Annotated in this window: 17 protein-coding genes and 2 pseudogenes; 11 read left to right on the top strand and 8 right to left on the bottom strand. The window is 67.5% G+C overall.

The window, feature by feature from the left end:
* The first annotated feature begins 124 nt into the window (after positions 1-124).
* The gene (locus ACIHFB_RS39430; protein ID WP_400129483.1) at positions 125-1,135 is read left to right on the top strand and encodes a hypothetical protein; all 1,011 of its coding nucleotides are present in this window, start codon (positions 125-127) and stop codon (positions 1,133-1,135) included.
* Positions 1,136-1,169: 34 nt separating this feature from the next.
* On the opposite strand, the gene ACIHFB_RS39425 is transcribed toward ACIHFB_RS39430, so the two are convergent.
* Together ACIHFB_RS39425 and ACIHFB_RS39420 are read right to left on the bottom strand one after the other, a co-directional pair.
* On the bottom strand, positions 1,170-1,646 hold the full coding sequence (locus ACIHFB_RS39425) for a hypothetical protein (protein ID WP_400129482.1): 477 nt from the start codon (positions 1,644-1,646) through the stop codon (positions 1,170-1,172).
* Between the two features lie 129 nt (positions 1,647-1,775).
* Positions 1,776-1,868, bottom strand: a pseudogene (locus ACIHFB_RS39420) (DUF397 domain-containing protein); the annotation flags it as partial.
* 774 nt (positions 1,869-2,642) lie between these two features.
* Here ACIHFB_RS39420 and ACIHFB_RS39415 point away from each other — a divergent pair.
* The 3 genes from ACIHFB_RS39415 to ACIHFB_RS39405 all read left to right on the top strand — a co-directional run bounded on the left by ACIHFB_RS39415 (position 2,643) and on the right by ACIHFB_RS39405 (position 5,323).
* On the top strand, positions 2,643-3,494 hold the full coding sequence (locus ACIHFB_RS39415; RefSeq protein ID WP_400129421.1) for a helix-turn-helix domain-containing protein: 852 nt from the start codon (positions 2,643-2,645) through the stop codon (positions 3,492-3,494).
* Between the two features lie 21 nt (positions 3,495-3,515).
* Complete coding sequence (gene cyaB / locus ACIHFB_RS39410) at positions 3,516-4,094, top strand: class IV adenylate cyclase (protein ID WP_400129420.1); 579 nt, start codon at positions 3,516-3,518, stop codon at positions 4,092-4,094.
* A 227-nt stretch (positions 4,095-4,321) separates the two neighbouring features.
* Positions 4,322-5,323 carry a YDG/SRA domain-containing protein gene (locus tag ACIHFB_RS39405; protein WP_400129419.1) on the top strand — a complete coding sequence of 334 codons (1,002 nt, stop codon included), beginning with the start codon at positions 4,322-4,324 and terminating at the stop codon, positions 5,321-5,323.
* A 48-nt stretch (positions 5,324-5,371) separates the two neighbouring features.
* Here the strand turns inward: ACIHFB_RS39405 and ACIHFB_RS39400 are convergent.
* Positions 5,372-6,189, bottom strand: a protein-coding gene (locus ACIHFB_RS39400) for an IS5 family transposase (protein WP_400129418.1) whose coding sequence is annotated in 2 segments (ribosomal slippage) — positions 5,372-5,839 and positions 5,842-6,189 — 816 coding nt in all. Because the reading frame shifts where the segments join, the coding sequence is not laid out codon by codon here.
* A 273-nt stretch (positions 6,190-6,462) separates the two neighbouring features.
* On the opposite strand from ACIHFB_RS39400, the gene ACIHFB_RS39395 reads away from it, so the two are divergent.
* Both ACIHFB_RS39395 and ACIHFB_RS39390 read left to right on the top strand, forming a co-directional pair.
* Positions 6,463-7,062 carry a hypothetical protein gene (locus ACIHFB_RS39395; RefSeq protein ID WP_400129417.1) on the top strand — a complete coding sequence of 200 codons (600 nt, stop codon included), beginning with the start codon at positions 6,463-6,465 and terminating at the stop codon, positions 7,060-7,062.
* Between the two features lie 304 nt (positions 7,063-7,366).
* A pseudogene (locus ACIHFB_RS39390) lies at positions 7,367-7,462 on the top strand (IS5/IS1182 family transposase); the annotation flags it as partial.
* 23 nt (positions 7,463-7,485) lie between these two features.
* Here ACIHFB_RS39390 and ACIHFB_RS39385 read toward each other — a convergent pair.
* Positions 7,486-8,361 (bottom strand): NAD(P)-dependent oxidoreductase, encoded by an 876-nt coding sequence (locus ACIHFB_RS39385; protein WP_400129416.1) that lies wholly within the window; start codon positions 8,359-8,361, stop codon positions 7,486-7,488.
* A gap of 122 nt (positions 8,362-8,483) precedes the next feature.
* Here ACIHFB_RS39385 and ACIHFB_RS39380 point away from each other — a divergent pair, with 122 nt between their 5' ends.
* The gene (locus ACIHFB_RS39380; protein WP_400129415.1) at positions 8,484-8,861 is read left to right on the top strand and encodes a winged helix-turn-helix transcriptional regulator; all 378 of its coding nucleotides are present in this window, start codon (positions 8,484-8,486) and stop codon (positions 8,859-8,861) included.
* 737 nt (positions 8,862-9,598) lie between these two features.
* Positions 9,599-10,978, top strand: a complete 1,380-nt coding sequence (locus ACIHFB_RS39375) for a DUF222 domain-containing protein (protein WP_400129414.1) — start codon at positions 9,599-9,601, stop codon at positions 10,976-10,978.
* 134 nt (positions 10,979-11,112) lie between these two features.
* Here ACIHFB_RS39375 and ACIHFB_RS39370 read toward each other — a convergent pair whose 3' ends face one another.
* The 3 genes from ACIHFB_RS39370 to ACIHFB_RS39360 form a co-directional block, all read right to left on the bottom strand.
* On the bottom strand, positions 11,113-12,123 hold the full coding sequence (locus ACIHFB_RS39370) for an SEC-C domain-containing protein (protein ID WP_400129413.1): 1,011 nt from the start codon (positions 12,121-12,123) through the stop codon (positions 11,113-11,115).
* A 403-nt stretch (positions 12,124-12,526) separates the two neighbouring features.
* Positions 12,527-13,603 carry a hypothetical protein gene (locus tag ACIHFB_RS39365; protein WP_400129412.1) on the bottom strand — a complete coding sequence of 359 codons (1,077 nt, stop codon included), beginning with the start codon at positions 13,601-13,603 and terminating at the stop codon, positions 12,527-12,529.
* Between the two features lie 456 nt (positions 13,604-14,059).
* Positions 14,060-15,532, bottom strand: a complete 1,473-nt coding sequence (locus ACIHFB_RS39360) for a beta-1,6-galactanase (protein WP_400129411.1) — start codon at positions 15,530-15,532, stop codon at positions 14,060-14,062.
* Between the two features lie 329 nt (positions 15,533-15,861).
* On the opposite strand from ACIHFB_RS39360, the gene ACIHFB_RS39355 reads away from it, so the two are divergent.
* Positions 15,862-16,644, top strand: coding sequence for a class E sortase (locus ACIHFB_RS39355; RefSeq protein ID WP_400129481.1), 783 nt, complete (start codon positions 15,862-15,864; stop codon positions 16,642-16,644).
* A gap of 140 nt (positions 16,645-16,784) precedes the next feature.
* On the opposite strand, the gene ACIHFB_RS39350 is transcribed toward ACIHFB_RS39355, so the two are convergent.
* On the bottom strand, positions 16,785-18,083 hold the full coding sequence (locus tag ACIHFB_RS39350; RefSeq protein WP_400129410.1) for an MFS transporter: 1,299 nt from the start codon (positions 18,081-18,083) through the stop codon (positions 16,785-16,787).
* Between the two features lie 282 nt (positions 18,084-18,365).
* Here ACIHFB_RS39350 and ACIHFB_RS39345 point away from each other — a divergent pair, with 282 nt between their 5' ends.
* Both ACIHFB_RS39345 and ACIHFB_RS39340 read left to right on the top strand, forming a co-directional pair.
* On the top strand, positions 18,366-18,893 hold the full coding sequence (locus ACIHFB_RS39345; RefSeq protein ID WP_400129409.1) for a winged helix-turn-helix transcriptional regulator: 528 nt from the start codon (positions 18,366-18,368) through the stop codon (positions 18,891-18,893).
* A gap of 178 nt (positions 18,894-19,071) precedes the next feature.
* On the top strand, positions 19,072-19,344 hold the full coding sequence (locus ACIHFB_RS39340; RefSeq protein ID WP_365283503.1) for a DUF6412 domain-containing protein: 273 nt from the start codon (positions 19,072-19,074) through the stop codon (positions 19,342-19,344).
* Positions 19,345-19,397: the final 53 nt, after the last annotated feature.

Raw genomic sequence — 19,397 nt, 5'->3', positions numbered from 1 at the left:
GGCCCATGGATGCATGCGTGCACGCAAATTTGCGTGCACGCATGTTTCCTGTAACCTCGACCGGCCTGAGCCGACTGGGCCGACTGGGCCCGGCAGAGAGGGAGTTGCCATGCGAGCAAGGGGAATGACGTACGACACCGGATTCGTCGTGCACGGCCAGATATCCCGCGAGCACTTCGACCCCGCGGTGGTCCGGCGCGAGCTCGCCATCATCCGCGACGACCTGCACTGCAACGCGGTCCAGATCATCGGCGGTGACCCGGACCGACTGGAGCTGGCAGCCCGCGCGGCCGCCGAACTCGGCCTGGAGGTCTGGTTCTCGCCCTATCCACTGGAGCTGGACCCGGAGCAGATCCTCACGCTCTTCCGCGACTGCGCCGAGCGAGCGGAACGGCTCCGGCAGCAGGGGGCCACAGTCGTGTTCGTCGCAGGGGTCGAACTGAGCGTGATGAACCGCGGGTTCCTGCCCGGAGAGAACGCCGAAGACCGGGTCGAGCAGCTGATGGGCCGACCCGAGCGACGGGCCGAAGCGATCCGCGACCTCGTCGTGCGCCTCAACGCCTTCCTCCGCGACGCCGCGGCCACGGTCCGCGCGCGCTTCCACGGCCAACTCACCTACGCATCAATCCAGTTCGAGCAGGTCGACTGGACTCCCTTCGACTTTGTGACCTTCGAGCTGATCCGCTCCGCCGAGGTCGCCGACCGCTTCCGGGACGCGGTCCGCACCCTGGCCCAGGACCCGAAGCCGCTCGCCATCACCGGGTTCGGCACCGCGGCCTACCGCGGCGCGGGAGACCGCGGCGGGCGGGTCCTGGAAGCGGTCGAGCGCGACCCGAAGACCGCGGCCCCCGTACGGCTGAACGGCGTATACGAGCGCGACGAGGCCGGCCAGGCCGCCTATCTCAGCGAACTGCTGGAGATCTTCGAGACCGAGGGCGTGGACAGCGCCTTCGTGTTCCTGTTCGCCCTACCCGGCTACCCGCACCGCCCCGACGGCGACCCCAGAGACGACTTGGACCGGGCCGGCCTCGGCATCGTCAAACTCCTCGAAGGGCAGCGGGGCGAGACCTACCCCGACATGGACTGGGAACCCAAGGCCGCCTTTGCGGCCGTGGCTGAGCGGTATCGGGGGTGAGGGGCTCCGCGAACGTGAACGCTGACGCCAACGTCTAGTGGACGTACTCGACAGGACACCCAAGCTCAGGCTTCGAACGGTTCGGAGAGCACGTCACCACCGCCAACGACAAAAACGTGGGGCGTTCGAGATAGAAGCCGAGCGAGACATCGCCCCCCGAATCCAGCCTCTCGGCGGCGGAGTTGACCACAATCGCCAGATGGGTGACATCCCGCGCCCTCTCCGAGGCGAACCGGGCCGCATACTCAGCCAGCTGCTCCCCGAGCCAGCCCCCCGCCTCCTTGGCCTGATCCCACGTGCCACGAACCAGGGAACGCTGCTTGACGAGCCAGTACGCCGTTTCCAGAGGCGGAAGATCAGTAATCGGGAACTCCGCCGCCACCTCCCGATAGCGCCGGATCAGCTCGGGTTTGCTTCCGGCCGGGGGCGGTTCCGGATGCGGGGGCCGCCGTAGAGCTTCGTTGTCAAAACGCTCCTTCGGGCCGGTCCAGAGATAGCCGTGATGGTGCACCACTCATACCCGTTCGGTGTCGAAGAGGGGGGAAGGGCAAAGGGGAAGGGCAAAGGACAGCCGGCCCCGACCCGACGGACGAGTTGGCCGGGGCCGACTGGGGGGAGGGGATGGGAGGGGGTGGGAGCGTCAGACGGGTTGGCCGAACCGGGTCGGATCGATACCGGCCGCCGCCAATTCCTCGGTGGTGAAGCGCAGGGGCGCCGTGTCGGGCCGGCTAGTGGCTGGCCTTGGTTGGATCCCGCACAGCGTCGGGCCTGCACACATCTTCGGCGTCGCGGTGGCTGTAGGTCGTGTACGGCGGCCCAGATGCCCTGTCATGGACGTGGCTGTTGTATGGCACCCCGGGATGGATGACGCCTTGGCAGCGGAAGCAGATCACGTCCATCGGACGGCCACCCATGCCTGGCGCAACTGTCGCCCTCGGGCGCACGTCTCACTGCTGTGAGCGCAGCCGTGACACAGGTTGTAGTGGGCAACAAGCGACCTGTACGCCTCGTCGGAAGATTGTCGGCAGACGACCGCTGTCGCGCGGGCCAATGCGTCATGCAGTTTCTCGGGGTCCGTCAGGAGACTGCTATCGCTGGGCGGGATATGCCAGCGAGGTCCGGTCGTGCACTGTGGCCCCGGCACGACTAGGTGGGCCGTATCGCCGAGGACCCTGATTCGTGTCGTCTCCGGCATCTCCCACCCGGAGGCTCTCCCTGTAGGCACCAGCCAGTAGAAGGTGTCGGCCCACGGGTCCTCGATGACCGCCCCTGTCATATCGCGGAGTTGGCCGAGTACTTCCAGCGCGACCGCTCGGGGGACTTTCACGGCGTCCCACCACTTGCCCGCGGGGAGAAGCGAAACTGAGCGACCGGAGGGCATCCAGCCGGGGGAGAGGGTGTTCATACAGTCACCATCGGGTGACGGGTGGTGTTGATTCGATACCCACTCGGTAATCTCACCGTGGGATACATATCCATCTCGTCTGCGGATACTGGGGGTTGAGCCATGGCTGCGGCGCTCGGGCCGATTGAACTGCCGGACTGGGCATGGGAACGCGCCGACGTCAGGCAGGCCCTGCGCGCACGGGACATGGGCGCCGTATTTCGGTTCACTCAGCAGTACGCAGGTGCCAGCCAGTCCCGCATTGCCGCTGCCGTCGGGATGACGCAGGCCCGAGTAAACGAGATCATCAATGGCCGTCGAGAAGTGTCCCGCCTCGACGTCTACGAGCGCATCGCGGATGGCCTCCGTATGCCCGACGACGCACGACACCTGCTGGGCCTTGCGTCGAGCAGGGAGAAGCGCTTCGGGGGAGCAGCGTTCGATCTCGCGGCTTTTCCTGAAGTGGTCAGGGTCTACGCTGCGCAGAACTCGGCTGCCGAAGAGATCCAACAGCAAGCGCGTGAAGCCCAGGAACTGGACATTCTGGCTGTGCGCGGTCTCGGCCTGATCGGCTTGAACGACAGCCTCCTGCGCGCTTGCTTGCCACGCGAGCAAGGCGGCAAAGGGCTGCGTGTACGGGTGCTCCTCCTTGACCCGGACAGCGATGCACTGAATCAACGCGCCGCCGAGATTGGAGAGTCGACCGATGCTCTCGCCGGCGGCGTGCGGCTGGCAGAGGCGCGACTGCGGGAACTTGCCGACTCATGCGACATCAGGGCCTGGCGCTACCGCATGCTGCCCACCTGGCGGCTCATCCGCATGGACTCCACCATGTTCGTCAGCGCCTTCGACGCTGGGTGGGAAGGGCACGAATCGGCTACGTACAAGATCATGGAGACTCCACACGGCCCCTTCTTCCGAGGGTTCCGCCGGATGTTCGAGGCGATCATCGACGGTGCGCAGCGCACTATCTAGACCAAGAGAGGGCAACGAATCGTGATCGAGGCGGAGTTGAAGGCCCGAGTTCACTCGCCCGAAGCCGTAGTGCGGCAGCTCGACGAGCGCGCCGAAGCCCGGGTTGAGGTGTATCGGGACACGTACTACGACCGGCCGGACGGTTCGCTGGATAAGGCGGATCAGGAGCTGCGAGTTCGGACGATCCACGGCGAGGACGGCACGCGCACGATGCTCACCTTCAAAGGCGCCGCGGTGGATGAGGTATCCGGTTCGAAGCCCGAGTACGAGACCGAGGTGGCGGATGCTGAGGCCGCCCACGCCATCCTCCGAGGCCTCGGACACGTGGAGGTCATCGCATTCGAGAAGCGCTGCCGAAACTACGAGTTCGAGGCGCGCGGCCGACGGATGCTCGCCACCCTTGTGCGCGTGCCGGAGATTGATGGGACGTTCATTGAGGTGGAGACGCTCGTTGACGAGGGCGGGGTGAGCGCGGCTTTGGACGACGTTCGCTCCGTCCTATCTGAATTCGGCATCGAGCCCGAGAACTTGACGCGCGAGACATACACGGGAGCTGTGGCGGAGCAGCGAGGGCGGTCTGGTGCCATCGGTGCTCCGTGATCGATGCGGATCGCGTGAGGTTGGTGGGTTCAGGCGACTGGCTCAAGGACTCAGCGAAGGGACAGCTCGCGCTGTCTCCCCGACTCTGTGTGGCAACGGGCACTGGTAACAGCTGGCCCTGACAATCGACGGGCGAAATGACGCCAATCGATCATCATGCGCCGATGTATCAACTGGCTGCTCAATGGAGTTGACATGAGTGATCAGTTGGGGTCGAGTGTGGTCGCATGGGGAACGAACGTGTGATCGGTTACGTCGAGGGTGTTGGACCCGGGTCCTTCTTCCAGGGACGGAGGGAACTGTTCGATGCCCAGCTCCACGGGGATCTGCAACGAGGTATCTCTCGAATCAAGGACCTAGACGGCAGCTGGGTCTCCGACTGCATCGTGCTCAATGGTGGTTACGAAGACGATGCTGATGACTGGCACTCAATCCGGTACACCGGAGCCTCGCCGGATAAAGAGAAGTACGAGGACCGCGGTGTCACGAAGCTCAATCGCAGTCAGTCCTGGGAGTACCGGGATAATGCCGCTTTGCAGTTGAGCTATGAGCGAGGTCACCTCATTCGAGTGGTTCGTGGCTATGAAGGAGAGAAGCGTTACTCTCCCGGAAAAGGCTACCGGTACGACGGCCTGTATCTGATCGCCGATAGTCGTACGGCCATTGCCAAGTCACCCGCGCCGGACGGTTCGGAAATCGAAATCTGCCAGTTTGAGTTGGAGCGACTTCCTGATTCTCTGCAGGAAGTGACTGGACTGGAACGTCGCACGATTGACGCGTTGAAGGAGAAGGGTGAGAAGCAGGAGGAAGAGGTCGAGAAGTACCCTGCCATCCGCTCCTCGTGGGTGCAGAGGCAAGTTCGCGACAGTGCGCTGACCAGGCGTATCAAGAAGCTTTACGATCATGAGTGCCAGATCTGTGGCCTACGTTTGATCGGGCCGGACGGTAAGCCGTACAGCGAGGGTGCTCACATCAAGCCTCTGGGTAAGCCCCACCGTGGACCTGATGTTGAGCCGAACGTTCTGTGCCTCTGCCCTAATTGCCACGTACTTCTCGACATCGGGGCGATAGCGATAGAGGATGACTGGTCGATCGTCCTGCGCTCGGGATTGTTCGGCGTGAATCTTCGAGAGAGGCTCAAGAGGCACCGAGCCCACAAGGTGCATCCTGAGTATGTGCGCTATCACCGAGAGCAGCGACGGAATGAGGATGGCTCTAGCGAGGTGTAAGAACGCTGCACCAGCGTCATCAACGCCTTCGTCGACTTAGAGGATGTCTCACGTGGTGAGTTTAGTGAGTCTCTTGTAGCAGGTGAGGGCTGCGGCGAGGCCGAGGAAGGCAAGGAAGTGGCTGCCCTTTCGTTCGTACCGGACGGTGAGGCGGCGGTAGCCGAAAAGCCAGGAGATCGACCGCTCGATCCTCCAGCGGTGTCGGCCGAGGCGTTCGCCGGACTCGATACCGGGACGGGCGATGCGTGGGACGAGGTTGCGGCCCCGGAGCCAGCGGAGGTGTTCGGTCGAGTAATACGCTTTGTCCGCGCGGATCTTCACCGGCCGTCTCCGGCGTGGACCCCGCCGGGAGCGGACAGCGGGTATACCGAGGATCAGCGGCTTGAACGCCTGGCTGTCGTGCAGATTTGCACCGGACACCGCGACCACCAGAGGCAGGCCCTGGGCCTCGGACAGCACGTGCAGCTTGCTGCCCTTCTTGCCCCGATCGACCGGATTCGGCCCGGTCAGCGAGCCCTCCTTTTCGCCCGCACCGATGCGGCATCGACGATCGCGGACGACCAGTCCAACTCTCCCCTGGCGCCGAGCTCATCCAGCACCAACCGGTGCAGCCGCCGCCACAGCCCCGCCTCGGTCCACGCGGTGAACCGGCGGTGCGCGGTAGCCAGCGAGACACCGAACGACTCCGGCAGATACCGCCACGCGCACCCGCTCGTCAGCACGTACACCATCGCCGTGAACACTGCCCGCTCATCCACCGGAGCAGTACCACCGCCCTGCGGACGAGACGTGAACCTCGGCAACAACGGAGCAGTCAGCTCCCATAGTTCGTCCGACACGAGCCGACGCGACAGGTCAATCCTCACGGTGCGTCATCATGCCGCATTAGCGCATGACCACGTGAGACATCCCCTAACTCCAGGGCATCACCTCGCACCTGCAGAAAGCGGGGCAGGCGAGGTCACGCTGGCCTCCAAGGGCCGATGCGTCCGTGCTCGCCAGCAGCGAGGTCCCTCCACAAGAAACGCACCCCCTACGGAATTGGGCGGATGGCCAGCCGTACTCGTTGCGAGGACACTCGAAGCAGCCATCGCCCGAGGAGCTGGAGGCCGACGATGTCCGGAGACAGGGAGCCCGACGTGCCGCGCACACGGTATGGCTTTCACAAGCCCAGGTCCGAGTGGACCGCCGCCGAGGTCCGCCGGCACCAGGATGCGATCGACCGCGGGGCGCAGGAGCTGCAGGACCGCGAACGCGCGGAGCAGCAGGTAAAGGACGCCCAGCGGGCGCGCCAGGAGGCGGCCGGGTCGCGGCTTCTGCGGCCTCATACCGGGCAGATCACGGATGTGCTCGGCGACTGGATCATGGCGTACGCCTCGGGCGACCAGCACAGGGGCGCGAGCGCTGGCTGGCAGGTGAAAGCGGGAACAGCGGCCGGGTACTGGCAGGTCGTGCGTTACTACGCCCCGGCCGACAAGCAGTACGAGGGGGGTGCGGGGGAGGAGGTCACCAGTGTGCGGATGAACCCCGACACCTTGCGGCTCGACGTGGAGGCATGCGGGTGGACCAGTCAGGAGGCCGTCGTACTCTTGGCAAGGTCGCTGCACGAGGTCACCGGGCTCGGTGCGGATGTGTTCCACATCGCATACGTGGGCGGCAAGAAGCATCTGGGCTTCGCTTCCGGCAGTACATACTCGGAGCCGGGAACCCGCACCCGTATCACCGACGAGCAATTCTAATGCGGCGCCTCGTCCGGACTCACCCGGGATCAGCGCCGCCCCCGCAGCCAGTCGGCTGCTTCCTGTAGACGCGGGAGGGACTCCGGATCAGTGGCCTCACCCCCGCCCCGCTGGTCAGCACGTACACCACGGCCGTGAACACCGCCCGCTCACCCAACGGAGCAGTTCCTCCGCCCTGCGGGCGGGACGTGAACTTCGGCAGCAACGGAGCGGTCAGCTCCCGCAGTTCGTCCGAAACGAGCCGACTCGACAGATCAACCCTTACGGTGCAGCATCAGCCGCATCAGAACCTGACCACGTGAGACATCCTCTAAGCCGATGTCATCATCGCCTACGCAGCCTCATCCGCCGCTCCTGGATCACCTACCGCTGGGACGACCGGCCCACCAGGCGACCGTGACCCACGCTTGTCCGCGTGAGTTCCTAGCCTGGTTGCTTGATGCTCTCGATGATTCGGGCGAAGCCTTCCTCTCCATGGCCTGCATCAATCTGGCGTTGGATGAGCTGCTGGACCATGGTGACCACCTCGGTACTGATGCCCTGGTCGGAACTGGCGGTCAGGAGGTCACTGAGGTTGGAGAACTGGAGGCTCTGCTGCCCTTCGACGGTGTAGTCCCCGCCGTCGATGACGGTGGCGAATCCTTGGAAGGAGCCGGTCATGGCGGTCAGCCAAGGTGCGGCCTTGGCCGCGAACTCGCCCGCCGTCACTCCGGCTGGGGCGACCATGGCGGCGCCGTGCATGAAACCGGCGAACATGACGTACATGCCCGCGAGTAGCGCGAGGTCGTACAGGGACGCCAGCCCGCCGTCCTCACCGAAGTAGGTACTGGTTCCCCACAGGTCGAGCAGCGGCCTGTACTGATTGAAGACATCGGCCGATCCGCTGTAGAGGATCGATGCCGCAGGCTGACCGATCATGTGCGGTACGGCCATGATGCCGCCGTCCAGATACGCGACCCCCGCATGGGCGGCCCAGGCGGCCAACTCCCGCGACTGAGCCGGTGTCGTCGTGGTTACGTTGACCAAGGTTCGTCCAGCCAGCTCATCGGAGAGCGGATCCAACACCTCATGTACCGAGGCGTGGTCCAGCAGGCATGCGATCACTAACCGACTGGTCCGGACTGCGTCGCCGGCCGTCGCAGCGGCCTGCGCGCCTTGCGTCACGAGTTCGTCCACCTTCCCGGGTGAGCGGTTCCAGACTGTTGTCGCGTGTCCGGCCTTCACCAGGGCACCGGCGAGAGCGCTACCCATTGCCCCCACCCCGAGCACACTCACCAGAACGCCGTTGTTGGTTGTCATCTTTTGGGGTTCCCCTCGTGTTCGTCGTTCGGCTGAATCCTCTCCGCTGCCAGTAGAGTTGACCAGTACGGACTAAATAGTCAGGTACTCACTCGCGGGTAAGTACGTCTTGGAGGGGGCGGATGGCAACATCAGCACGACGTGGTCCCTACTTCTGCGGCATCGACGCGGCGATGGATGTAGTCGCCGGCAAGTGGAAGTCCCTGATCCTCTGGGAGTTGCACCACTATGGGACCCGCCGGTTCGCCGAGCTTCGACGTGGTCTGCCGGGCGTCAGCGAGAAGATGCTGATTCAACATCTGCGGGAGATGGAAGCAGACGGGCTCGTGCATCGTGAGGTATACCGGGAAGTGCCACCGAAGGTCGAGTACTCCTTGACGGAGCATGGCGTCTCGCTCAACGCGGCCCTGGCCTCATTGGGAAAATGGGGCACCGAACGCATGCGGCGGATCGGGGCTGAAAAGGTCTCCGTCGAAAATGCTGGGACAGTCCAGCGATAGAAGCGGATGGGCCGGATCGTAGACCGGGCACTTCATCACGCCTTATCCGCGCGAGCACTTACTCCAGCTCGTCGTTGACCACGGTTGACGCCACCTGCATCACCTGGCCTATTCCCGCTCGCGCTTGGCTGTCGGTTAGGACCTTCTACGCCTTCATGGCGGGCTTCGCGAGATGGCGCCGAGGCGTCCGAAGACCTAGATCGGTGTCTTGGGGATTAATCGCGCACCGTCGGGCCGCCCGCTTCTTTGGCAGTGTCGTGCTTCCGCGGCCCGTATCAAGGGCGCTTCGCGTCGCCTTCGGCGATGGCCCTGCGGGCCACCCTTGACACGAGCCGCTCCAGCACGGGTTGGAAGCGAGCGGGCGGCCCGGAAAGACGGGTGGCCGAGGTGGGTTTGCGGTGGGGGCCGGTGTGGGCTGGGCCGGGGTTTGCGGGCGCGGTCGGGGGTCGGGGGCACGCCGGGTCGGCCTGACGGCACTCGGTTGGTGGGTGGGGCGCGGTCGCGTGGGCGGGGTGGTCGGGTGGCTTGGCGGGTGTCGGTTGAGGGGTGGGCAGTGGTGGGTCGCAGGGCGGGGCGCCGGTGGGCGTGCGGATGCTTCTGCTAGTTGGGTTCACCCGTTCGAGTGTGGGATTTACCTGGCGTTATCACTCTGAGTGAGCGACAATTGGAGGTGGGAACTCGCTTGTGGGGGTCGTGAGTTCGGCGTGCCGTTGTTGGTCTTTCGGGGGGTGAGGGGCATGTCTGTTTCCGGTTCGACGAGTTTCGGGGGTGGGGTGTCGCCTGTCCTGCCGCAGGCTGGGGCGCTGGATGAGTGGGTTGCTCGGCTGAGGGTGCAGGGGCCGGGGGCGGTTACTGCCGGGCGGCTGGATGCGGTCGATGTGGAGGGGTTGTCGGCTCGGGGGCTTGTTGATGCGTTGGTCGTGTTGGAGGCGCATCTGTCTTGGGTGCAGGCCAAGCAGGTTGAGGTGCTGGCTGCGATTGCCGAGCGGGCCGAGACGCCGGAGCACGTGATCTTGGCTGGGGGTGGTGGGTTGGATGATGTGTTTGCCGCCTCTTGGGATACGGCGGTGGAGGAGGTGGCCTGTGCTTTGCGGCTGGCCAATGCCACCGCCGCGCAGCGGCTGAAGGCTGCCACCTTGTTGTCCGCCCGCCATGAGGCCACCACTGGGCTTCTGGCCGAGGGGCAGATCTCCTATGTGCAGGCGCAGGCGGTTGCTGAGCAGTTGGAGGTGCTTGACGACGAGGTCGCCGGGCAGGTCGAGGCGGTGATGGTGGGCAAGATGCCCGGGCAGGCAGCTGGGCAGACTCGGGCCGCGTTGCGTCGGGAGATTCATCGGGCCGATCCGGAGGGCGCTGAGCTGCGGCACCGGGAGCGGGTGCCGGAGCGTGGGCTCCTGCACTATCCGAAGGATGACGGCATGGCCGTATTCGGGGCGGTGCTGCCTGCCCAGCAGGCAGCGCTCATGGAGCAGGCCGTCGACACTCGGGCCCACGGGTATGGCGACGATGGGCGCACTCTTGAGCAGAAGCGTGCCGATGCGTTGTTCGAGTTGGTCGTCAACCCGCCTTGTGTGGTTGGTGGGTTGGGTGTGGGTGCTGGTTCAGGGGCGGGGCGGGCCAGGGTGGTGGTGCAGGTGACCGTGCCCTTCGACATCCTGCTGGGGGTCGAGGATGGGCCCGCCGAGCTGAAGGGGTATGGGCCCATCGCCGCTTCGCAGGCCCGTGAGCTGGCGTTTGCGCCCGGCACGGTCTGGCGGCGGTTGTTGACCCAGCCTGAGACCGGGCTGTTGGTGAAGACCGATCCCACCACCTATCGGCCGACGGCCGAAGTGGAGCGGCAGGTGATCGCTCGGGATCAGTACTGCGCCTTCCCGAGCTGTCGGATGCCCGCCCACCGCTGCGACCTCGACCACATCCGGCCTTTCGACCATCGTCATCCCGAGCGGGGTGGGCCGACCGTGCCGGACAATCTGCAGCCTTTGTGCCGTCGGCATCATCGGCTCAAAACTCATCATCCCGGGTGGGCAGTCCGGCGCGATCGGCACTCTGGCGTCACAACCTGGACCGCCCCGACCGGTCATAGGTACACCAACACCCCACCCGTCTATCGGGAATGAGTGCGTGCAGGGCAGCGGTGCTCTGTGGGTAGTGCTGCTCCGCGACTTGATCCGAGGAACGCTTGGCGTCGCCTCGGCTCACAGTCATGGGCAGGGAGGGGCGGGGATGGGCTGCTATGGACTGTCATGGGGCGCTACACCCCGTGGCAGTCTCCGTATGGCTGCCCCGACCCGCACCAGCAAGTCGTGCCCCGCTGTGGTGGCCACTCGATGGCGCGGCCCCTGGCCGCCAGGGTTGTGGCGTACTGCGGTAGCAGGGCCGCGTCGTCGGGGGAAGTGCCCTCTGAGGCTGAGAAGGCCTCGTATGACGGGACCGTTCCTGTGACGATGCCCAGGTTCGGGGTGCCTGAGGAGGCGAGTTCTCGGAGGGAGGCCTCTATCGTCGCCAGGTGCTCCTCGTGGGAGGGGTACTCCGTGGCGAGCGTCGGGTAGGCGGTGAGGAGTTCGTCCAACTCGCCCGATGGCCAGTGCAGTACGGCTACCGGGAAGGGGCGGGACAGGGCCGCCCTGTAAGTGCCCAGCTCTGCTTGCAACCGCAAGATCTCTGCGCGCAGTTCGGCCGGGTTGTCCGAGCCCAGGGACCACAGGCGCTTGGGGTCGTGGAGTTCGTCCAGGGACACCGGGGAGGTGTGGACGGTGTCCGCGAGGGCGTCCCACTCGTCGTGGCCGGCGCCCAGCATGCGCCGTACGCGGTGGCGGCCGAAGAGGAGGGGATGGGTGGCGTACGGGGGCTCCGGGACGTCCGTGAGGAGGAGCCGTACTCCCTCCGTGAACGTCTCCTGCGCCTGCTCCAGCTCGTCGTGGGATTCCAGGGCCTCCGCGACGATCACCCAGGGGGCCGGGTCGCGTGGGGACGCCGTTCGGACGCCCTCGATGATGGCCCTGGCCTCGGCCTCGTGGCCGTATTCCCAGAGGTTCGATGCCTTGAGTGCTCGTACCAGGTGCGGGTTGTCCAACCCGGCGGACGAGGACAGCAGGCGGTCGTAGAGCGTCGTCGCGGCGGGGCGGTCGCCGGACAGTTCCAGGTGGGCCGCGGCTTGGAGGAGCAGGGCCTCGGCGTCCTCGGGATACAGGCCGGCGGTCCGCTCCAGGCGGGCCGCTTCGGCGGCGTGGTCGACGTTTTCGGCAGGCGTGTCGGGGCGCATGGGGGACACCGTAGCGCCGGTCGGTGACGAAGGTGAGGTATGGGCAGGCCAGGGGTCCATGACGGGTTCGGTCATGGTTCTGTCGGCGATCTTGTGAGGGACGCCCATGGGCGCCCATTGGACGCTCATTGGGCGCCCATTGAAGGGGTGTCCAGCCACTTCGTCGTACGTGCCTGCCCCGGACATTGGTGTGCCGGGCCCGGTGTCCCGGGCCCGGCATTGCCGCCGACCAGTGATGTCCCCCGGCCGGCAGCCACGGCTGACCTCGGCCGTTGAGCAGCGAGCCGTGCTGCGGGCCGCCCGTCGCGCAGACGCCGGAGGTTGCCGGGTCGAAGGGGAGCGCGGTGCCGGGCCTGGCCGTTGCGGGCGTTCTTGCCCGGGCTTGCCGACTTTGCGACGGTGGCTAGCTGTCCTCGTGCCCCTCATCCGACTTCGCGTGCTGGGGATGCTCCGGCTTCGTCGGGTGCGTCGGCTTCGTCGGGTGTGAGGGCTTCGTGGGGTGCTCCGGGTACGCGGGTTTCGTCGGGTGTTCCGGGTGGGCCGGCTTGGTGGGGTGGGCTGGGTACGCGGGCTTGGTGGGGTGTTCCGGCTTGGCCGGGTACGTCGGGTGGTCGGGCTTTGCCGGGTGGGCCGGGTGGGCCGGGTAGGCGGGCTTTGCCGGGTGGGCGGGCTTGCTGGGGTGGGCCGGCTTCGCGGGGTACGCGGGCTTGGCGGGGTGCGCCGGCTTCGCGGGGTGGGTCGGGTACGCGGGCTTAGCCGGGTGAGCCGGGTAGGCAGGCTTTGCGGGGTGAGCTGGCTGAGCGGGCTTGGCCGGGTAGGCAGGCTTGGCCGGGTGCTCCGGGTACGCGGGCTTGGCCGGGTGGGCCGGCTTCGCGGGGTACGCGGGCTTGGCGGGTTTCGCCGGGTGAGCCGGGTACGCGGGCTTCGCGGGGTGGGCCGGATAGACAGGCTTCGCCGGGTGAGCTGGTTTCGCCGGTTGGGCCGGGTACGCGGGCTTTGCGGGGTGCGCGGGCTTGGCCGGGTAGACCGGCTTTGCGGGGTGCGCGGGTTTCGCCGGGTGGGCCGGGTATGCAGGCTTGGCCGGGTGAGCAGGCTTGGCGGGGTGAGCCGGGTACGCAGGCTTGGCCGGGTGGGCCGGCTTTGCGGGGTAGGCGGGCTTCGCGGGGTGGGCCGGGTACGCGGGCTTCGCGGGGTGCGCGGGCTTTGCCGGGTGCTCCGGATACGCAGGCTTGGCCGGGTGGGCCGGATAGACAGGCTTCGCCGGGTGGGCCGGTTTCGCTGGATGGGCCGGGTAGGCCGGCTTCATGGGGTGGGTGGGCTTGGCTCCGTGGGCCGGGTAGGCGGGCTTGGCCGGGTGGGGCGGGGGTGGGTTGGTGTGGGTCTGGGCGTAGGTGGGTCCGGCGGTTGCCAGGGCGGCTGCGGCGAGCGCGGCCGTGGCGGCCGACGCCAGGACGGATCGCCAACTCGGCGATGTCGACATTTGCTCCACTCTCCTCGACTTGGTTCAGGGCCTCGTGACGGCTGGTCAGCACCAAGGGCTGGATAGTGGAATTCATAGGAAAAGGGGTTATATGACTAACGCTGCGGCAGTCATAAGCCACCGGACGGTGTACCGCGGGCCGCCACTTGGCCCGGGGGGAGGCCAGGGTTTGGGTGCGGTGCGGCGGTGTTCATGAGCGTCGTGGTCTCGCGGATCGCGGATCGCGGGTCGCGGGTCGCGGGTCGCGGGTCGCGGCAGCGGCGCGGGCGCTTCGCTTGGGTCCGGCTTCTACGAGATCGCTGGACGGCCGCGGGTATGTGACCGCATCGCGGCCGGCGCCTCCGGTCGGTACGAGCGCGGGTGGCGCCGGCGTCGTGTCGCCCCGTCCATGACGGAGGGGCGCCGGTCGCCCGACGCCCCTCGTCCCGCGTTCGCTCTACATGGTCGTGCTGTTCGTTACCGGGTCACCCCGTCCACCTGAAGCGTCTGCACCGCGCCCGCCGCGAACGGCACGCTCACCGACTTGCCGCTCAGATACGTGTCCGAGTAGGCGCGGTAGCGGTCGCTGCCGGATGTTGCCGTGTTCCAGCGGGGGACCAGGCCGCCGGAGCCGCCTGTCACCGTCGAGAAGCGGGAGAGGTCGAAGGTGAGGGTCTGGGCGGCCGAGGAGGTGTTGACGGCCACTATGACCAGGCGGCGTGCCGTCGCGTCGTAGGCCGCCGCTGCGTAGCTGACGCCCGTGTCGATGATCGTCATTCCGGGGCGGATGTGGCGGCTGAACTGGGCCATGACGTAGTACTTCGTCTGGACCGTCGTCGGCTGGAGTGTGTTCGCGTCGTACGCGATCATGGCCCAGCCGGTGCTCGGGTCCATTACCTGCCAGTAGACCCACGCCGTCGGGTGCAGCCAGCGGAAGTCGTAGCAGAGGTTCGAGGCCAGGCTCAGGCCGGTCGCGTCGCCGTCGCCCGTCTCCGAGTTCCACAGCTTCTTGCCGGATGTCGTGACGACGTCCGTGTAGAGCAGGTCCCTGCGGCCGCCCGAGCCCTGGTAGCCGTGCACGTTGACCTGGTTGACCAGGGCCTTGGTCGACGAGCCGAAGGAGGCCCAGGTCGAGCGGGCCGTGTCGTAGTTGGTCTCGTCGGAGGCGGAGATCCTGATGCCCGTCAGGCCGCGCGCGTCGAGTTCGCTTCTCATGTAGGGGAGTACGGCCGCCTGGACCGCCGGGTCCATGTGGCAGCCCTCCTGGGTGCCGGTGGAGGTCCACCAGGTGGAGGCGGGCTCGTTGAAGGGGTCGACCGTCGCGAAGTTCACGCCCCAGTTCGTGCGCGCGTACAGGGCTACCGCGGCCAGGTGGGAGGCGTGCTGACGGTAGTTCCAGGTCTGGAGGTTGTTGGCGCCGCCCGCCGCTCCCGACGGGTTGTGATTGGAACACATCCACCACATCGGGGAGTTGGCGAACAGCTCGCTCACCGCGCCGCGCTGCGTCGCCTTCACCAGGGCGGCGCGCTGGGTCGCGTCCGCCGTCCAGTCCCAGGCGGAGGACGTGGGGTCCTCGTTGTTCCAGTCCTGCCAGAAGCCCTCGATCTGCTTGAAGGCGGGGATGTTGGGCGACTTCACCATCGACTCGCCGTTGACGCTGTTCCAGCTGCACGCGCCGAGGTTGTAGCGGGCGATGTTGAGGCCCAGGCCGGGGAGTGAAGTGCCGTTGTACGTCACCGACTTGGTGGTGAAGAAGGCGTCGGCGAAGTCGTCCCGGGCGCCGAAGACGTTGGCCCACCAGGCGAGCGAGGTGCCCCAGCCCTCCCAAGTGCCGTACGTCGTGGCGGGGTTGACGGCGATGGTGGCGTCCGCGTGTGCGGTGCCGGTCGCCAGGGCGCTGCCGAGGAATGTTCCGCCTGCCGCGGCCAGCAGGGTTCTGCGTCGGATCATGGCTTCTCCGATTCGGTCAACCACCGGTCCCTGAACCGGCGCTGCGGCCTGTCCCGTTCATGCCATGAGGAAGCATCGGGTGTGCCGCAGGGGGTTGTCGAGGTTTATGACAGCCCTTTCTCAAACCCGTGTACGAAGTACCGAACGGGCCTGGAACAGGGCTGGTTCGGGTCTCGTTCGGGTCTGGAACGGCCTGGATCGGCCTGGATCGGGTCCGTTCCATACGTCGTCGCGCACGGGTCTGGCTACTTGCGGACCCGGCTCTTATCGTGCGGGCGGCACCGGCGAAGGAGGTGCGCGTGCCGATGCGGATGCGGAGGCAGATGGGGATGCGGGTTCTCGTCGTGCAGCACAGCAGCCGGCGGCGGCGTGTGCTGCTGCGGCGCGGGGTGTGGGCGGGCGGCGAGGTCCTGGTCACCGTAGGGCTCGTACTTCTGTTGCTTGTCGCGCATCAGCTGTGGTGGACCAACCGGCAGGCCAGGGAGGGTGCCGAGCGGAAGGTGGAGGCGCTGGAGCGGGAGTGGGAGCGGGGGGCTTCGGAGGGAGAGGGCGGGGGTGGGGGTCAGGGAGGAGACTCCGGTATGGCGGCTGCTCCCTCGCCGACCGAGGTGCCCCGGCGGCAGCCCGCCGCGAAGCGTGCTACGTCCGCTGCCCCGGACTGGTCCCGGGCCTACGCCATCCTCACCATCCCCCGCCTCGGCCTTCGCGTCCCCGTCGCCGAGGGGACCAGCAAGCAGAACGTCCTCAACAAGGGGTACGTCGGCCACTACCGCGGTACGCAACAGCCCGGCCGCGCCGGGAACTTCGCTCTCGCCGGGCACCGCAACACCCACGGTGAGCCCTTCCGGTACGTCAACCGGCTCGGCAAGGGTGACGAGGTCGAGGTCGAGACGGAGGACGCCAGCTATACGTATGTGGTCGACCGGACCCTGCCGGAGACTTCCGCTCGGGACGGTGGGGTTATCCGGCCTGTGCCGAGGAGTGGCGTCCGGCCTGGATACGGGTACAGCGAGCCTGGGTACTACCTCACCCTTACGACCTGCACTCCCGAGTACACGTCCAAGTACCGGTTGGTGGTGTGGGGCAAGCTGGTCTCCATGCGGCCGCGGTGACGCTCCGCGGTGGCGCGCCGCGGTGACGCGCCGCTGGGGCGGGTTGTTCGTCCGCGGGTCGGTGGGGGCTGGTCGCGCAGTTCCCCGCGCCCCTCAGGGCGTTGCACCTGGAGGGCCTTGCTCCTGGAAGGCGTTCCCCCTCACCTCTCCCGAAGCACCCCCACCCCCACCGCCGCGATCACCGCAAGCCCCGCCGATACGCCCACCGCGACGTTCGCGCCCTGCGCCAGGCTCCCCGAGGACGTCGCCAGTGCGATCGTCAGGGCGACGCCGGCGCTTGAGCCGATGTAGCGGAACGTCTGTTGCGCGCCTGACCCCATCCCCGCCCGCTCGGCCGGTACGGATTCCACGGCGAGGAGGGGGAGTGCGGCGTTGAGCAGGCCGCTGCCGATGCCGGCGATCAGCAGGCCGGGGAGCAGGCGTGTCCAGGAGCCGGAGGACAGGGCGCCCAGCATGGTGAGTGCGCCGCCGGCGTGGAGGAGGAAGCCGAGGGCGAGTTGCAGACGGGGTGGCACGCGGCCCGCCAGGTGCTTCGCCTGTAGGGCGACGCCGAAGGAGAGCCCGGACCAGAGCAGGAACAGCCATGCCGTGTCCATCGCGGACAGGTCGAGCGTCTGCTGGAGCAGCGCCGGCAGGAAGCTGAACAGGCCGATCACCGCGAGCCCGGTGAACAGGCCGCCGGCCGAGGAGGCGAGGAAGCGCGGGCGGCGCAGCAGGCCCAGGTCGATCATCGGTGTTCCCGCGCGCCGCTCCACCAGCACGAAGATCCCCACCAGCACGGCGGACGCGGCCAGCAGCAGGGCCACGGGTGCCCGCAGCCAGCCGTCGCGCCCCAGCGTCAGCGCCGCCACCAGCGCGACGAGCGCCAGTCCGAAGGTCACCGCCCCGCCGAAGTCGGGCCGTCCGCCCCTGGGCGCACGGGACTCCGCCAGCGTACGGGTGCCGAATGCGGCCACGATGAGGGCCGCGGCGCCCAACACCCCGTATCCCAGCCGCCAGTTGGGCATCGCCCCGGCCACCAGCGGTCCCAGCGCGATGCCGCCGCTCACGAACGCGCCCCACACGCCGGTCGCGTGCAGCCTGCCGCGCGGCGTCGGGAACGCGTGCACGATCAGCCCCAGGCTGCTGGCGAGAAGTGCGGCGCTCGCCCCGCCCTGGGCGATGCGGGCCAGCGTGAACAGCCAGGTGGAGGTGGTGAAGGCCCCCAGTGCCGTGGTGATGCCGAGGGCGAGGGTGCCGGCGAGGAAGATCCGGCGGCGGCCGTAGTCGTCGGCGAGGCTTCCCGCGACCAGCAGCAGGGCGGCGAGGCCGAGCGGGGTGCCGTTCAGCAGCCAGGCCTGGGCGGAGAGCGGGGTGTGCAGCGCGGCGGCGGTCGCGGGGAGCGTGATCATCGGCGCGGTGTACGTCATCAGGGCCACGGCGGTGGCGGCGCTGGTCACGGCGAGGGTGGCGGTCGGGCGGGGCGCCGACTCGGCCCCGGGAGAGACCGAGTTAGAGACCGAGGGAGAGACCGAGGGAGAGACCGAGGGAGAGACCGAGGGAGACGCCAGGGGGGAGGCCAGAGGAGACGTCGGGGGAGAGTCCGTGGAAGCGGCCGGGGGTGCGGCCCGGGTGGGGTCGGTCGTCAGAGTTCGTTCATTGAACCTTGGCATGCCTCGTACCGTAGCATCATCAGTTCGTTCATTGAACCTTGAGTCGGGAAAGTGGTTACAGTGGACGCCATGGCACTGGGCAAGGACTACGCGACACAGGAGTGCTCGATCGCCCGGGCACTGGAGATCGTCGGCGAGCGCTGGACGCTGCTCGTGATCCGCGACGCGCTCTACGGCGTCCGGCGCTACAACGACTTCCTCGTCCACCTCGGCATCCCGCGCGCCGTTCTGGCGGCCCGCCTCCAGGCGCTCACCGCGGAGGGGATCCTCGAAAAGCGCCGGTACCAGCAGTCGCCGCCGCGTGACGAGTACGTCCTGACCGACCGCGGCATCGCACTGTTCCCCACCGTGCGCTCACTCGGGCTGTGGGGCCGCGAGCACTTCGGCGAGGCCCAGCTCCGCATCTTCCGGCACGCCGAGTGCGGTACCGAGCTCGGCTCCTACGGCGAATGCAGCGCCTGCGGAACCGTCGTACCCGTCCCGGACGTCGACATGTTGCCGGGACCCGGACTCGATCCTGCCCCGGCGGATCCGGTCAGCCGGGCACTCCTCAAGCCCAAGAGGCTGCTTCAGCCGATCGAGACGGATCCTGTATAACGAACGACAGGACCAGCACGCATACGAGAAGTCCGGCGCGCATACGACAAGACCGGCGCGCATACGAGAAGTCCAGCGCGCATACGACAAGTCCAGCACGCATACGACAAGACCGGCACGCATACGAGAAGGGGGCACCGTGTTCCGCAACCGGACCGGTCCGCGCCCCGCCCTCCTGATGCTGCTCCTGCTGCTCCAGGTCGCGCTGCTCGACACCGGCAGCCTCTCCGCCACCGTCGCGCTTGCCGCGACCGCCGCGGCCGGGTCCGCCTTCGCCGCCTGCTCGCTCCTCGTCTCGCGCTGCGCGCCCGCCGTGCCGCCCACGCGGGTGCGTACGGCCATCCGCGACCGTGACCTGCGTACAGCGTTCCTGCCGCAACGCGATCCCGACGCCAAGGGGCGCACCCGGCCCCGGGCACCCGGACGGGCCCTCCCGACGACCGTCGCGTAGGGCACACTTCCGCAGTTCCAGTAAGTGACCCTGCGCGGGTCGTCATGCCGCCA

This window comes from Streptomyces sp. NPDC051963 (genome assembly GCF_044593495.1).
Classification (GTDB): domain Bacteria; phylum Actinomycetota; class Actinomycetes; order Streptomycetales; family Streptomycetaceae; genus Streptomyces.
Note: the sequence above shows the minus strand (reverse complement) of the source record. Positions and strands in the feature narration are given on the sequence as shown.